Here is a 13,495-nt window from a genome sequence, read left to right as displayed (position 1 = left end):
CGGGTCACCCTCCTCATCCGACCTCGTCCCCCCGGGCGTCGGCGAGCAGCCGCTGGTGCTCGTGGAAGGCCAGGATCTGCAGCTCGGTGGACAGGTCCACCGCGCGCACGTGCACGCCGTCGGGGACGCGCAGGACGACAGGGGCGAAGTTGAGGATGGAGCGCACCCCGAGCCCGACGAGCGTGTCGGCGACCTCCTGGGCGGCCTCCGCGGGCGTGGTGATGACCCCGACGTCGAGCGTGCCCGCGCCCCGGTCCAGCTCGTCCAGGCGTCGCGCCGGCAGTCCGCCGACCGTCGTGCCGACCAGCGCGGGGTCGTTGTCGACCAGGGCGACGACCTCGAAGCCACGCGGCGCCAGCCCGCCGTAGGCGGCCAGCGCCCGGCCCAGGTTGCCCAGGCCGACGATCACGACCGCCCGCTGCCGGGCCAGGCCCAGCTCGGCGGCGATCTGGTCGCAGAGGCGGGCCACGTCGTAGCCGACGCCGCGGACCCCGTAGGAGCCGAGGGCGGAGAGGTCCTTGCGCACCTGCGCCGAGCGGATGCCCAGGAGCTGGGCGAGGTCCTCGCTGGAGACCGAGCCACGGCCGGCGTCGGCCAGGTCGGTCAGGGCGCGCAGATAGCCGGGCAGCCGTCCGACGGTCGCCTCGGGGACTCCTCGTCGGGTGGACTCGGCCATCATGCTTGGACCGGCTCCTCTCTGGGGCTCGCGCAACGGCGCGGCAGGCCTTATATCAGACCCGCTCAGGCGCCCGTCGCGGACCCCTACACTCTAGGCACGCGCCAGCCGTTCGACCAAAACACGCGGTCGGGGGCCCTGCGGTGCTCGGCCGCCTCGCCCTCAGGGCCTGCGCCGGCGCCCCAGCGCCGCGCGCACATCGCGCTCGTCGACCACCCAGCGGGCCACCTCGACCCCGTCGACCAGCAGCACCGGCACGAGGGTGTCGTAGTGCGCGAGCAGCGCCGGGTCCTCCCGACCCGCGTCGTCCAGGTCGACGATGCGCAGGTGCGCCGGACGGGCGGTGCCCGCCCCCAGCACCCGGGACACCACCTGCTCCATGTCGGCGCACAGGTGGCAGCCCCGACGGGTGAGCACGACCACCTCCGCAGGGGGACGCCGGGGACGGCGCAGCCGGGCGAGCCACCCCATACCTGCTCCTCTTCGGTCGCTGCTCGGTCCCGGGCAGGGGCGCGGCCCCTGCCCGGGCGCGACGCCGCCACGGGAACGACGACGGCGCCGGCCCCGGTGCGGGGTCGGCGCCGTCCTTTTCGTGCGGCGTCAGCCGGTCACTTCTTGTTGCGACGCTGGTGACGCGTCTTGCGCAGCAGCTTGCGGTGCTTCTTCTTCGCCATCCGCTTGCGGCGCTTCTTGATCACAGAGCCCATGGGCTGTCCTTCGTCTCGATGGTCTGGGTCATGCCAGGACGTCGTACGTTCTCCGCGCGAGCGATAAGGATCACCCGCGCAGGTGGCCGGGAGCGGCGCTGCTCGCGGCATCGCTGCCACGCCCTACCCGCACGACGGACCGTCCCAGACTAGCGCGGGCGGGGGTCCCGTCCCAAACCGGGAGCCGGGAGACCGCTGCGACCCGGCCCGCCGTCAGGCCGTGCCGTGGTAGGACTCCTCGAGGTAGGCGTGCACCGCCTTCTCCGGCACCCGGAAGGAGCGACCGACCCGGACTGCGGGCAGCTCGCCGGAGTGCACCAGACGGTACACGGTCATCTTGGACACGCGCATCACCGCAGCCACCTCGGCCACGGTCATGAACGTCATCTCGCCGAGCTGACGCTCTTCTGCCATCGGACGCTTCCTCATCTGTTCGATATGTGGTCGTGCAGACGGTCGCGGCTTCCCCTCCGGCCCGTCCTCACTGTGCTGTGGCCCCACTGTAGGGGCAGGAGTGGTGGTTGCGAAAGTCGTGACTGCAGAATTGTCCAGCCCGACACGCGAGGGGGTGACTCTCGGGCAGGTGGGGCTGGTGTGCCTGACGTGGCGGTTCAGTCGAAGTAGGGGTCCAGGCCCCAGCCCGGGAAGACGGCTCTGCGGGTGGCCATGATCGCGGAGTCGACGGGGTCCTCGGGCTGGTAGCCGTCCTCCCAGGCGCCGTAGCGGATGGGACGGCCGCCGCGGTCGCCCATCAGCTCGGGCGCCTCCCGGCCGTAGTACTCCTCGACGTGGTCGCGCCACTCCTGCGGCGTCGCCGTCGCCGGGTCGACCCGACGACCGGTGGCCACGCCGATGAGGTGGGTCCAGGCCCGCGGCACGACGGAGACGAGCTCGTAGCCGCCTCCCCCGAGCGCCACCCAGCGTCCGCCGGCGACCTCCTCGACCAGGTCGGACACCCATCCGTAGGCGACGGCCATCGCGTCCATGGACACGCTCAGGTGCGCCAGCGGGTCGGAGTAGTGGCAGTCGCAGCCGTGCTGGCTGACCACGACGTCGGGGCCGAAGGCGCGCACGACGGGGGGCACCACGGCCTGGTAGGCGCGCAGCCAGCCCTCGTCGCCGGTGCCCGGGGGCAGCGCGACGTTGACCGCCGTGTCGACGGCCCTCGGGCCGCCGGTGTCGCCGGGGAAGCCGGTGCCGGGGAAGAGCGCGCGCCCCGTCTCGTGCAGCGAGACCGTCATCACCCGGTCCTCGTTCCAGAACGCCCGCTCGACACCGTCGCCGTGGTGCACGTCCAGGTCGAGGTAGAGGACGCGACGGGCGCCGAGCTCGAGCAGCCGCCGGATGCCGACGGCGGCGTCGTTGTAGACGCAGAAGCCGCTGACCGCCCCCGGCATCGCGTGGTGCAGCCCGCCCGCGATGTTGACCGCGTGCCGAGCCTGCCCTGACCAGACCGCCTCGACGGCGGCGAGCGTGGCTCCGACGGCCAGAGAGGTGGCCTCGTGCATGCCGGCGAAGGCCGGGGTGTCCTCCGTGCCGACACCCAGCCGTCCGGTGGCGGAGCGCGGGTCCGCGGAGGCCTCCTTGACCGCGGCGAGGAGCTCGGGGGTGTGCACGGTGAGCAGCTGCTCGTCGGTTGCCGGTTCGACCGGCTTTACGACGACGTCGTCGTGGTCGAGCAGCCCGAGCGAGCGCGAGAGCCGGTACGTCAGGTCCAGCCGCGAGGGGTGCATGGGGTGCCCCGGGCCGAAGTCGTACGCCGTGAAGCGCTCGTCCCACATCACCCAGGTGGCCGCCATGGCCCCACGGTAATCCACCGGTGACGGGCGGGGTGCCCGGCGTCCTCGCCGGGGGCGCCGGACCCGGCCCGCTCAGAGGGAGGTCGGGACCCCGCCGGTGTCGCCCAGCGGGTAGACCATCATCAGCTCCTCGGCGTCCGCGTCGTCGTCGTCGACGCCGCGGATCCGCATCGGCCGGCGCTCGTCGGTGGGCCGGAAACCGAAGCTGGAGGCGAACGCGACCGCGCGCCCGTTGTCGGTGCCCACCCAGTAGAGCAGTTGCCGCAGCCCGACCTCTCGGCCGACCTTGGCCGCCTTCTCCATGAGCCGGCGCGCCACCCCCGAGCCACGCCGGGACGCCTCTACCCAGAGCCCGAAGAGCTCTCCCGCGCCCGCGATCTTGGTGCGGTGGCCGGTGCCCACGCTCACCACGCCGATCACCTCGTCACCGTCCTGCGCCAGGATCCGCCGGGAGCGCGCCATCCGCTCCTCCCACACGCTGTCCTCGAACTCCGCCTCCTCCTCGGCGGACGCGACGAAGGCCTCCGGAGACTCACGCAGCGCCCGCAGACGGACTTCACGATAGATCGGCCACTCGTCCTGCTCGAGGACGCGCACGCGGATGTCACTCATGCCCATACTTTGTCACACGGCGGTCCGCGCCCGCGAGGGAGTCCGGGGCGCGACGGTCAGTCGGGCGGGGGCGAGAGCTGGCGCGAGCGGACGGCCGCAGCCTCTATCGCGGTCAGGAACGCGGCCCTGACCTTGTGGTCCTCCAGCGCCCTCAGCGCAGCCACGCTGGTGCCGCCGGGGCTGGAGACCTGCTCGCGCAGCACCGTGGGGTGCGTCCCGGTCTCCCGGATCATCGTCGCGGCGCCGTAGAGGGTCTGCACGACCAGCTCGGTCGAGGTGTCCCGCGGCAGCCCGAGCAGGACGCCGGCCTCGATCATCGCCTCGACGACGTAGAAGATGTAGGCCGGCCCGCTGCCGCTGATCGCGGTGACCGCGTCCTGGTGGGACTCGTCGAGCACGACCACCCTGCCGACCGAGGCCATCAGGCCGCGGGCCAGCTCCAGCTGCTCCTCGGAGCAGTGGTGGCCGGGGCTGAGCGCGGACATGCCCTGGTCGACCAGTGCCGGGGTGTTGGGCATGACCCGCACCACCGAGGTGCCCGCCGGGAGCCGGCGCTCGAGGAAGTCGGTGCTGATGCCGGCCGCGATCGAGACGACCAGCGCCCCGGGCCGGACAGCGTCGCGGACCTCCTCGACCAGCGCCGCCATGTCCTGGGGCTTGACGGCCACCAGCACGATGTCCGCCGCGGCGACGGCCTCGGCGGCCGGCACCGCCCGGGAGCCGTGCCGGCGGGAGACCTCCTCGGCACGCTCGGCCGACGTGTCGGAGACGAGCAGGTCCTGGGGGTCGTGGCCCGAGCGCACGAGGGCCGCCAGCAGCGTGCTCCCCATGACGCCCGCGCCCAGCAGCGCGATCGTCATGCCTCAGCCCTTCGTCGCCAGTCCGCGCAGGAAGAAGCCGAGGTTGGCCGGACGCTCGGCCATCCGGCGCATCAGGTAGCCGTACCACTCGTCGCCGTAGGGCACGTAGACCCGCACCCGGGCCCCGGCCGCGGCCAGCCGCAGCTGTTCGTCGGGACGGATGCCCAGCAGCATCTGGTACTCGAAGGAGTCGGGCGTGCGCTGCGCCTTGTCGGCGAGGACCGTGGCGATCTCCACCAGCCGGGGGTCGTGGCTGGCGACCATCGGGTAGCCCTCGCCCTCCATGAGGACCTTCAGGCAGCGCACGAAGGACCGGTCGACGTCGCCCTTGTCCTGGAAGGCCACCGACTCGGGCTCCTTGTAGGTGCCCTTGCACAGCCGGACCCGTGAGCCCTCGTGGGCGAGGTCGCGGCAGTCCTGCTCGGTGCGGTAGAGGTAGCTCTGCAGCACGGCGCCCACCCACGGCCAGTCCTGGCGCAGGTCGCGGAGCACCGACAGGGTGAGGTCGGTGGTCGTGTGGTCCTCCATGTCGAGGGTCACGGTGGTGCCGGCGTTGGCGGCGGCCTGGCAGATCGCCCGGGCGTTCTCGAGCGCGATGGCGTTGCCGTCGCGACCTAGCGCCTGCCCCAGCGCGCTCAGCTTCAGGCTCACCTCGACGGCGCCGTCCTGGGTGAGCCCGGCCTGCGCGGCCGCCGCGATCACGTCCAGGTAGGCGTCCCTGGTGCGCTCGGCCATCGCCGGGTCCAGCGTGTCCTCACCGAGGTAGTCGATGGTGGCCATCCGCCGGGTGTCGGCCAGCTCGGTGGCCACGTCGAGCACGTCCTGGGTCGTGGTGCCCCCGACGAAGCGGCGCACGACGTCCCGGCTGACCGGCGCGTGCTCGATCGCCTGGCGCAGCTGGTCGTTGCGGCTCATCCCGAGCAGGGTCTGCCGCATCAGCGCGGCGGGATTGAGGTGGGCGAGATCCATGGGGCCAGGCTACGCCGTGTCAGCCGACGTCCCGCGCGCCCGGACCGTCGTGCTGGCCCAGGTGCTGACGGGCGAAGGCGAGCGACTCGGCCAGGGCCGCCTCGCGGGCCTTGGTGCCGAGCTTGCGGGTGCCCACCTCGAGGGTGACCACGCCGTCGAAGCCGGAGCTGACCAGGTGCCCGAGCACCTCCGAGCAGCGCTGGTTGCCGCGGCCCGGCACGAGGTGCTCGTCCTTGAAGGAGCCGAAGGAGTCGCCCAGGTGCACGTGGCAGACGCGGTCGCCGAGGTCCTCGGCCAGCTGGAGCGCGTCGACGCCGGCGGTGGCCGCGTGCGAGATGTCCAGGGTGACGGCGCTGTAGGGGAAGTCGCGTGGGTCCGGCCCCGGGAGGTAGGCCTGCATCGCCCGCGCGCCCGAGCGCCACGGGAACATGTTCTCCACCGCCAGCTTGATGCCCCACCTCTCCTGCCGCTCGGCCACGCCCTCGACGAAGCCCTCGGCGTAGCCTCGCTGCCACCGGAACGGCGGGTGGACGACGACGCACTGCGCGTCGACCTCCGCGGCCAGGTCGAGCGCCCTCTCGATCTTGCCCCACGGGTCCCACCCCCACAGCCGCTGGGCGAGGAGCAGGGTCGGGGCGTGGATCGCCCCGATCTGCAGACCGTGCAGCTCGGCCAGCGACTTCAGCGCACCGGCCTCCTGCGTCACGGGGTCGGTCCAGACCATCACCTCCACGCCGTCGTAGCCGAGCCGCTGGGCCAGGTCGAAGCAGTAGGCGGCGTTCTCGGGATAGACCGAGGACGAGGAGAGATGGACAGGGATGTGCGGGAAGTCAGTCATCGGGTAGACCGTCCAGGAAGCGGAGGATGAGCCCCTCACGGAGGGCCCAGGGACAGATGGACAACGCCTCGACCCCGAGGAGGTCGAGAGCCGCCTCGACGACGACCGCGCCGGCGAGCAGCTGGGGCGCCCGGGCGGCGGAGACGCCGGGCAGCTCGACGCGCTCGGCCGCTGTCATGGTAGCCAGCCGCGGCACCAGCTCGGCCAGGTCGGACCGCAGCAGGGTGCGTGGGACGTAGGGGCCCTCGCCCTGCGGGGCCGACCCGCAGACGCGCGCCAGGGAACGGATCGTCTTGCTCGTGCCCACCGTCAGGTTGGGTCCACCGGCGCGGGTGAGCGTCGGGTGGACGGTGGCGATCTCGGAGCGGACCCGGCGGCGCAGGTCCTTCACGTCGGCCGCCGACGGGGGGTCGCCGGCCAGCTCCCGGGTCAGCCGCCCGGCGCCCAGCGGCAGGGAGACCGCGGCGTCCGGCTCCTCGTCCAGGCCGACGGCCATCTCCAGGGAGCCACCGCCGATGTCCACGTTGAGGATCCGGCCGGCGGACCAGCCGAACCAGCGGCGTACCGCCAGGAAGGTCACCCGGGCCTCGTCCTCGCCGGCCAGCACCTGCAGGTCCACGCCCGAGCCGGCCGCGACCTGCTCGAGCACGTCCTCGGTGTTGTCGGCCTCCCGGATCGCGCTGGTCGCGAACCCCATGAGCCGGGAGACGCCGCGGCTCTCGGCCACCTCCGTGCAGTCGGTCACGAACCGGGCCAGCGTGCTCGCGCCCGCGGCCGAGATCGTGCCCTCGTGGGTCAGGTGCTCGGCCAGTCGCAGCGTGACGCTGTGCGAGTAGTCGGGCAGGGGGTGCGCGCCGGGGTGGGCGTCGACCACGAGAAGGTGCACCGTGTTCGATCCGACGTCGATCACTCCCAGGCGCATATCTGCCATTATCCCCCCTAGGGTTGCGGCGTGACCGAGAGCCCGCTGGACGCACCGCGCGCCTGGGCCGAGCTGACCGACCCGGCCGACCCGGCGCAACGCCTGCGTCTCGACCTGACCTGGCTGACGTCCCGGTGGCGCTGCATCTACGGCGCCGGCTGCCACGGGATCGAGGCCGGGGAGCCCGACGCGGGGTGCTGCACCCTCGGCGCGCACCTCACCGACGACGACGACCACGCCCGGGTCGCGGCGGTCGCCGGGCGGCTCGGGCCCGACGGGTGGCAGCTGGTCGACGAGGCGCGCGACGAGGGCTGGCTGGCCGAGGACGAGGACGGCGAGCGCGTCACCCGCGTCGTGGACGGGGCGTGCATCTTCCTCAACCGCCCCGGGTTCCCCGCCGGCCCTGGCTGCGCGCTGCACCAGCACGCGCTGGCCGAGGGTCTGGCGCCGCACACCACCAAGCCGGACGTGTGCTGGCAGGTGCCCCTGCGGCGCGGCTACCGGGACGTGGAGCGCGCGGACGGCACGTCATACCTCGAGATCACGATCGGCGAGTACGACCGTCGCGCGTGGGGGCCCGGCGGGCACGACCTGGACTGGTGGTGCACCGGGTCGCCAGAGGCGCACACGGCGGGCGAGCCGGTCTACGTCTCGCAGCGCGCCGAGCTCGTCGAGCTCGTCGGGCAGGAGGCGTATGACGCGCTCGCCCGCCTCTGCGAGGAGCACCTCGCGGCGGTCGACGCGCTGCGGGAGTCCGGGCGGCGGCACCTGCCGCTGCTGGTGCACCCGGCGACCGCCGCTGCTTCCCCCGGCCAGGAGGTGGGTGAGAGCTAGCCGCCGTGAGCCGTGAGCACCGCGAGCCGCACGAGGTCGTCGGACCACAGGCCGGGCCAGCCGTGCACGCGCGGCGCCCACCGCTCCGGCAGCCCCGAGGAGCCGTAGCGGGCCCCGAGCAGGCCGCCGGCGATCGCCGCCACCGTGCCGGTGTCGCCGCCGATGCCCACCGCGGTCGACAGCGCCTCGACCACGTGCTGCTCGGCCGTCGCGGCCCCGCGCGTGCGGTGGACCGCCGACCAGGCGGCCTGGAGCGCGACGACCGTGCAGCCGTTGCCGCTGAAGGTGGAGGGGTCCTCGCGCTCGGCCTCCTCGACCCACGCCGACCAGCGCACCTGCACCTCGGGGCCGCCCAGGAGGTCCAGACCGCCGCGCAGGTCGAGCACCCCGTCGACCACGGCGCGCCGCACCGCCTCGGACCACAGCACGCAGGAGTCGCCGGCGAGGGTGTCCCAGTGGGTGAGCCGGGCGACGGCACGGGCGCTGCGCGCGGTGGCCTCGCGGTCCGCGAGCGCCGCGAGCCCGACCACGCAGGTGCGCGCGAGAGCGGAGTTCCCGGCCGAGCGCCCGGTCCGCTCGTGCTCGGCCCACGACTCCTGGAGCAGCGCCTCGTCCAGGGTCGCGTCGTCCCCGCGGCGGGCGACGGCGGTCAGCACCGCACGGGTGTGGGCGCCGACCTCGGGCGGGTCGGACTCGAACCAGGACAGGAACGCGGTCGCGACGCCGAGCTGACCGGTCGGCGAGGTCAGGTCGGTGCCGGTCGCCGCGACCTCGGCGACGCAGAGCGCCATCTGGGTGTCGCCCGACCACTCCCCCGGCGCGTGGTCGCCGGGTCCGCCGCCCGCCGGCTGCGGCCCGGTCGCCGGGTCGTAGGGCGCGGCGCCGGACGCGTAGGGGACGCCGAGCGCGTCGCCGAGCGCCTGGCCGAGCAGCACGCCCCCCGCGCGGTCGATCTGGTCGTCGGTGAGGTTCATCTGGCTCCCTTCTCCTCGCTGCCAGTACAGCCCAGAGCGCGCTCAGCGCTGCGTCCCGGGGGCGCCCGTCCCCCGACCGACCGACGTCAGGTCGCGTCCCGGTCCTGCAGGGCCCGCTCCTGGACGTCCGGTCGGTAACGCCCGCCCAGGTACATCCGCACCACGCGCAGGGTGAGCAGGGTCAGGTAGGCCACGAGCGCGACCGGGAAGATCCACCACGGCACCGCGCCGCCCGGCTGGTGGGCGGCGTAGGCGATGACGACCTCGGCGGAGACCAGCAGGAGCAGGGTGAGTCCGGTGATGACCATGATGTCCTCGCGGACGAGCCGCTCGAAGCGCACGACTCGCGGAACCGTCGACGTCCACCACTCGCGGTGCGGGGCGTTGACCAGGTCCGGGGCGACGAAGACCAGGCGGGACAGCAGCACCAGGGGCAGGGTGATGGCGAGGAAGACGACCGGCATCGCCAGGGCACCGGCCTTGCTCGACCACCCGTCGGGCACGCCGGACCCCGACCAGTGGGTGGGCACGCGCTCGGGGAGGGTGAGTGCGAGCCAGACGAGGACGCCGGTCCAGCAGGCGAGCGAAAGCCACAGGACGAGGCGGGCACGCGCCGAGGAGGGCTCGCGAGGCAGCTTGCGCGCTCGCCGCACCGCCTCCTCGCGGCGCCGTTCCCGCTCCTGCCAGCTCTCGCCTGTGCTGCTGCCGCTCCCTGCCCTCATGTCTTCCACCCTAAAGAGACTGCGTCGCCGAGCCGGTCTGTCGGCGGCACAGCCTACCCTCGGGCACGTGGCGACGAAGAGCGGGAGCAGACCGGCCTACCGGTGCGCGGAGTGCGGGTGGACGGCGATCAAGTGGGTGGGCCGGTGCGGTGAGTGCCAGGCCTGGGGCACGGTCGTGGAGACCGGTGCGCCGACCGCGGTGCGGACCAGCGCCGCCGCGCCGGCACGGCCGGCCGTGCCCATCGCCGACGTCGACGCGCAGACGGCGCGGGCCCGGCCGACCGGCGTCGGCGAGTTCGACCGCGTGCTCGGCGGCGGTCTGGTGCCCGGCGCCGTGGTCCTGATGGCCGGCGAGCCCGGGATCGGCAAGTCGACCCTGGCCCTGGACGTGGCGGCGCGGGCGGCCCGCGAGGGGCGGAGGGTGCTCTACGTCTCCGGCGAGGAGTCCGCGGCGCAGGTCAAGCTGCGCGCCGAGCGGATCGGGGCGGTGGCCGACACCCTCTACCTGGCCGCCGAGACCGATCTGTCCACCGTCCTGGGCCACCTGGAGCGGACCGACCCGGACCTGCTCGTCGTCGACTCGGTCCAGACGGTGGCCTCGGCCGACGTCGAGGGCGCCCCGGGCAACGTCGGGCAGGTCCGCGAGGTCGCGGCGGCGCTCATCCAGGCCGCCAAGTCCCGGGACACCGCCGCCGTGCTGATCGGCCACGTCACCAAGGACGGCTCGATCGCCGGTCCGCGCGTGCTGGAGCACCTCGTCGACGTCGTCGTCCAGTTCGAGGGCGAGCGGCACTCGCGGCTCCGGCTGGTGCGCGCGGTGAAGAACCGCTTCGGCCCGACCGACGAGGTGGGCTGCTTCGACCTCGGCGACGCGGGCATCGTCGGGCTGCCCGACCCCAGCGGTCTCTTCCTGACCAGTCGCGACCGACCGGTCGCCGGCACCTGCGTCACGGTCACCCTGGAGGGACGCCGCCCCCTCGTCGCGGAGGTCCAGGCCCTGGTCAGTCGGCCCGGCGGCGGCTCGCCGCGGCGCACGACGAGCGGGCTGGACTCCTCCCGGCTGGCCATGGTGCTCGCCGTGCTCGGGCAGCGCGCCGGGGTGCCGCTGGCCGAGCTCGACTGCTACGCGGCGACGGTCGGCGGGGTCCGGCTCTCCGAGCCGGCCTCCGACCTCGCCCTGGCACTGGCCCTGACCAGCGCGCTCGCCGACCTGTCGCTGCCGATGGGCACGATCGCGGTCGGCGAGGTGGGGCTCGCCGGCGACCTGCGTCCTGTCACCGGGCTGCAGCGACGGCTGACCGAGGCCGCCCGGATCGGCTTCACCGAGGCCGTCGTGCCGACCGGCTCGCTCGCCGACGGCCCGCCGCCGGCCGGCATACGGGTGCACGAGGTCGCCACTCTCGCCGACGCGGTCCGCCTCGTCGGGTCCGCCGCGCAGGGCGGCAGCCCGCAGGGCGGTCTCGTTGCGGTCACGAACGGGTAAAGAATGGACAGGTCGGCCGGGCCTGAGGCACCCAGGACCTAGGATCGGCGCACAGGGACAGGCGGGTCGGAGCACACCGCCGGGAAAGGTGGGTGTCCGGTGGCCGAGCGCACCGACGAGGAGCTCCTGCGCAGCACCCTCGCCGCCGTCGCACCAGGCACCGACCTGCGCGACGGCCTGGAGCGCGTCCTGCGCGGCCGCACCGGCGCGCTGATCGTCCTGGGCAACGACCGCGCCGTCGAGGCGATGAGCTCCGGCGGATTCGAGCTCGACGTCGACTTCTCCGCGACCCGGCTGCGCGAGCTGACCAAGATGGACGGCGCCGTCGTGCTCAACCGGGAGGGCACCCGCATCCTGCGGGCCGCCACCCAGCTGCTGCCCGATCCCACGATCGAGACGCGCGAGAGCGGCACCCGGCACCGCACCGCCGAGCGGGTCGCCAAGCAGACCGACCTGCCGGTCATCTCGGTCAGCCAGTCGATGTCGATCATCGCCATCTACGTCGGCGTCCAGCGCCACGTCCTCCAGCCCCGCACCCAGCTGCTCGCCCTCGCCAACCAGGCGCTGCAGACGCTGGAGCGCTACCGTGCCCGCCTCGACGAGGTCACCTCGACCCTGTCCGCGCTGGAGATCGAGGACCTGGTCACGGTCCGCGAGGTCGCCTCGGTCCTGCAACGCCTGGAGATGGTGGCGCGGATCAGCACCGAGATCGAGCAGTACGTCGTCGAGCTGGGCGTCGACGGCCGCCTGGTGCGGCTCCAGCTCGAGGAGCTCACCGGTGGCATCGGCCGCGACCGCGAGCTGGTGATCCGCGACTACGCCTCCTCCGCCGAGGCCATCAGCGACCCGGCCGAGGTGCTCGAGTCGATGGCCGGCCTCGACGGGGCCGAGCTCCTCGACCTGGCCGCCGTCGCCCGCGCGCTGGGCATCACCGTCGTCGGCGACGGCATGGACCACCAGAGCCTGTCGCCGAGCGGCTACCGGCTGCTGCACCGCATACCCCGGCTCCCGGGGGCGATCGTGGAGCGGCTGGTCGAGCACTTCGGCAGCTTCCAGGCACTCCTGTCCGCCGGCCTGGAGGAGCTGATGGAGGTCGACGGCGTCGGCGAGGCGCGTGCCCGCGCGGTGCGCGAGGGCCTCTCCCGGCTCGCGGAGGCCTCGATCCTGGAGCGCTACTCCTAGATGGGCCCCGCTCACGCGGCCACGGCCGCCGCGCTGCACGACCGCCTGCTCCCCTGGTATGCCGTGCACCGCCGCGACCTGCCCTGGCGCCGACCCGGGTGCTCGCCGTGGGGCGTGCTCGTCTCCGAGGTCATGCTCCAGCAGACGCCCGTCGCCCGCGTGCAACCGGTCTGGCAGCGCTGGGTGGCGGCCTGGCCGACGCCGGCCGCCCTGGCTGCTTCGTCGCCGGGCGACGCCGTGCGGGCGTGGGAGCGGCTGGGCTACCCCCGGCGCGCGCTGCGGCTGCACGCGGCTGCGGTCGTGCTGCGCGACGAGCACGGCGGGGTCGTGCCCGCCCAGGAGGAGGTGCTGCGCACGCTGCCCGGGGTGGGTGACTACACCGCCGCCGCGGTCGCCGCCTTCGCCTTCGGGCGGCGGTCCACCGTGGTCGACACCAACGTGCGCCGCGTGCACGCCAGGTCGGTGACCGGGGCGGCGCTCCCGGCTCCCGCGCTGACCCGGGCGGAGGTGGCCCTGGCCGCCGCGCTGCTGCCGGAGGACGACAGGGAGGCGGCCACCTGGAACGTCGCTGTCATGGAGCTCGGCGCGCTGGTGTGCACCGCCCGGTCGCCCCGGTGCGGGGCGTGCCCGCTGAGGGACGTGTGCCGCTGGCGGCTGGCCGGCTCGCCGCCCTACGACGGGCCGCCGCGCCGCGGGCAGGCGTGGGAGGGCACCGACCGGCAGTGCCGTGGCCGCATGGTGCAGGTGCTCCGGGACGCCTCCGGGCCGGTCGGCGCCGAGGAGCTGCACTCCGTGTGGCCGGACCGGGCGCAGTCGGACCGCTGCCTGGACGCGCTCGTCGCCGACGGGCTGGTCGAGCCGCTCGAGGACGCGCGCTTCCGGCTGCCCGTCTGACCTCGACCAAGGACTGCTGTGCC

The 13,495-nt window shown here is 74.1% G+C and carries 16 protein-coding genes; 4 read left to right on the top strand and 12 right to left on the bottom strand.

Annotated features, from left to right (window positions below):
• Window positions 1-13: 13 nt before the first annotated feature.
• The 10 genes from DV701_RS14760 to DV701_RS14715 all read right to left on the bottom strand — a co-directional run bounded on the left by DV701_RS14760 (window position 14) and on the right by DV701_RS14715 (window position 7,383).
• Window positions 14-676 carry a redox-sensing transcriptional repressor Rex gene (locus DV701_RS14760; RefSeq protein ID WP_407669374.1) on the bottom strand — a complete coding sequence of 221 codons (663 nt, stop codon included), beginning with the start codon at window positions 674-676 and terminating at the stop codon, window positions 14-16.
• A 162-nt stretch (window positions 677-838) separates the two neighbouring features.
• The gene (locus tag DV701_RS14755) at window positions 839-1,147 is read right to left on the bottom strand and encodes a glutaredoxin family protein (protein WP_114929339.1); all 309 of its coding nucleotides are present in this window, start codon (window positions 1,145-1,147) and stop codon (window positions 839-841) included.
• A 137-nt stretch (window positions 1,148-1,284) separates the two neighbouring features.
• Complete coding sequence (locus tag DV701_RS14750; protein ID WP_003792170.1) at window positions 1,285-1,383, bottom strand: 30S ribosomal protein bS22; 99 nt, start codon at window positions 1,381-1,383, stop codon at window positions 1,285-1,287.
• Window positions 1,384-1,596: 213 nt separating this feature from the next.
• Window positions 1,597-1,797 (bottom strand): helix-turn-helix domain-containing protein, encoded by a 201-nt coding sequence (locus tag DV701_RS14745; RefSeq protein ID WP_114929337.1) that lies wholly within the window; start codon window positions 1,795-1,797, stop codon window positions 1,597-1,599.
• A 197-nt stretch (window positions 1,798-1,994) separates the two neighbouring features.
• A complete protein-coding gene (locus DV701_RS14740; protein WP_114929335.1) occupies window positions 1,995-3,182 on the bottom strand; it encodes an acetoin utilization protein AcuC in 1,188 nt (395 codons plus the stop codon).
• Window positions 3,183-3,254: 72 nt separating this feature from the next.
• Window positions 3,255-3,794 (bottom strand): GNAT family N-acetyltransferase, encoded by a 540-nt coding sequence (locus DV701_RS14735; RefSeq protein WP_114929333.1) that lies wholly within the window; start codon window positions 3,792-3,794, stop codon window positions 3,255-3,257.
• Between the two features lie 56 nt (window positions 3,795-3,850).
• On the bottom strand, window positions 3,851-4,654 hold the full coding sequence (proC, locus tag DV701_RS14730; RefSeq protein ID WP_114929331.1) for a pyrroline-5-carboxylate reductase: 804 nt from the start codon (window positions 4,652-4,654) through the stop codon (window positions 3,851-3,853).
• Window positions 4,655-4,657: 3 nt separating this feature from the next.
• Entirely contained in the window at window positions 4,658-5,623 is a 966-nt protein-coding gene (locus tag DV701_RS14725) for a proline dehydrogenase family protein (RefSeq protein ID WP_114929329.1), read from the bottom strand.
• 19 nt (window positions 5,624-5,642) lie between these two features.
• Window positions 5,643-6,461: a sugar phosphate isomerase/epimerase family protein gene (locus tag DV701_RS14720; RefSeq protein ID WP_114929327.1), complete on the bottom strand. Its 819-nt coding sequence runs from the start codon at window positions 6,459-6,461 to the stop codon at window positions 5,643-5,645.
• Window positions 6,454-7,383, bottom strand: a complete 930-nt coding sequence (locus tag DV701_RS14715; RefSeq protein ID WP_114929325.1) for a Ppx/GppA phosphatase family protein — start codon at window positions 7,381-7,383, stop codon at window positions 6,454-6,456. Before DV701_RS14715 ends, DV701_RS14720 begins: the two co-directional genes overlap by 8 nt.
• A 30-nt stretch (window positions 7,384-7,413) precedes the next feature.
• Here DV701_RS14715 and DV701_RS14710 point away from each other — a divergent pair, with 30 nt between their 5' ends.
• A complete protein-coding gene (locus DV701_RS14710; RefSeq protein WP_114929323.1) occupies window positions 7,414-8,217 on the top strand; it encodes a hypothetical protein in 804 nt (267 codons plus the stop codon).
• On the opposite strand, the gene DV701_RS14705 is transcribed toward DV701_RS14710, so the two are convergent.
• Window positions 8,214-9,191 (bottom strand): ADP-ribosylglycohydrolase family protein, encoded by a 978-nt coding sequence (locus DV701_RS14705; protein WP_114929321.1) that lies wholly within the window; start codon window positions 9,189-9,191, stop codon window positions 8,214-8,216. The genes DV701_RS14710 and DV701_RS14705 overlap by 4 nt on opposite strands.
• Before the next feature lie 86 nt (window positions 9,192-9,277).
• Window positions 9,278-9,913 carry a DUF1648 domain-containing protein gene (locus DV701_RS14700; RefSeq protein WP_114929319.1) on the bottom strand — a complete coding sequence of 212 codons (636 nt, stop codon included), beginning with the start codon at window positions 9,911-9,913 and terminating at the stop codon, window positions 9,278-9,280.
• Between the two features lie 67 nt (window positions 9,914-9,980).
• Between DV701_RS14700 and radA the strand changes: the two genes are divergently transcribed.
• From radA to DV701_RS14685, 3 genes are all read left to right on the top strand, one after another.
• Window positions 9,981-11,396, top strand: coding sequence for a DNA repair protein RadA (radA, locus tag DV701_RS14695; protein WP_228255055.1), 1,416 nt, complete (start codon window positions 9,981-9,983; stop codon window positions 11,394-11,396).
• A 99-nt stretch (window positions 11,397-11,495) separates the two neighbouring features.
• Complete coding sequence (disA, locus tag DV701_RS14690; protein ID WP_114929317.1) at window positions 11,496-12,578, top strand: DNA integrity scanning diadenylate cyclase DisA; 1,083 nt, start codon at window positions 11,496-11,498, stop codon at window positions 12,576-12,578.
• Complete coding sequence (locus DV701_RS14685; RefSeq protein WP_114929316.1) at window positions 12,579-13,472, top strand: HhH-GPD family protein; 894 nt, start codon at window positions 12,579-12,581, stop codon at window positions 13,470-13,472. It abuts the gene before it with no gap.
• Window positions 13,473-13,495 lie beyond the last annotated feature (23 nt).

Origin of the sequence: Ornithinimicrobium avium, from assembly GCF_003351765.1 — a bacterium.
GTDB classification, from domain to species: Bacteria; Actinomycetota; Actinomycetes; order Actinomycetales; family Dermatophilaceae; genus Ornithinicoccus; species Ornithinicoccus avius.
This window is presented reverse-complemented; position numbering and strand designations above follow the sequence as displayed.

Coding starts and splice junctions, on each gene's coding strand:
- DV701_RS14750 (WP_003792170.1), bottom strand. CDS start 1,383: ATGGGCTCTGTGATCAAGAAGCGCCGCAAGCGGATGGCGAAGAAGAAG.
- DV701_RS14715 (WP_114929325.1), bottom strand. CDS start 7,383: ATGCGCCTGGGAGTGATCGACGTCGGATCGAACACGGTGCACCTTCTC.
- DV701_RS14755 (WP_114929339.1), bottom strand. CDS start 1,147: ATGGGGTGGCTCGCCCGGCTGCGCCGTCCCCGGCGTCCCCCTGCGGAG.
- DV701_RS14700 (WP_114929319.1), bottom strand. CDS start 9,913: ATGAGGGCAGGGAGCGGCAGCAGCACAGGCGAGAGCTGGCAGGAGCGG.
- DV701_RS14760 (WP_407669374.1), bottom strand. CDS start 676: ATGGCCGAGTCCACCCGACGAGGAGTCCCCGAGGCGACCGTCGGACGG.
- DV701_RS14705 (WP_114929321.1), bottom strand. CDS start 9,191: ATGAACCTCACCGACGACCAGATCGACCGCGCGGGGGGCGTGCTGCTC.
- DV701_RS14720 (WP_114929327.1), bottom strand. CDS start 6,461: ATGACTGACTTCCCGCACATCCCTGTCCATCTCTCCTCGTCCTCGGTC.
- DV701_RS14685 (WP_114929316.1), top strand. CDS start 12,579: ATGGGCCCCGCTCACGCGGCCACGGCCGCCGCGCTGCACGACCGCCTG.
- proC (WP_114929331.1), bottom strand. CDS start 4,654: ATGACGATCGCGCTGCTGGGCGCGGGCGTCATGGGGAGCACGCTGCTG.
- DV701_RS14745 (WP_114929337.1), bottom strand. CDS start 1,797: ATGGCAGAAGAGCGTCAGCTCGGCGAGATGACGTTCATGACCGTGGCC.
- DV701_RS14735 (WP_114929333.1), bottom strand. CDS start 3,794: ATGAGTGACATCCGCGTGCGCGTCCTCGAGCAGGACGAGTGGCCGATC.
- DV701_RS14740 (WP_114929335.1), bottom strand. CDS start 3,182: ATGGCGGCCACCTGGGTGATGTGGGACGAGCGCTTCACGGCGTACGAC.
- DV701_RS14725 (WP_114929329.1), bottom strand. CDS start 5,623: ATGGATCTCGCCCACCTCAATCCCGCCGCGCTGATGCGGCAGACCCTG.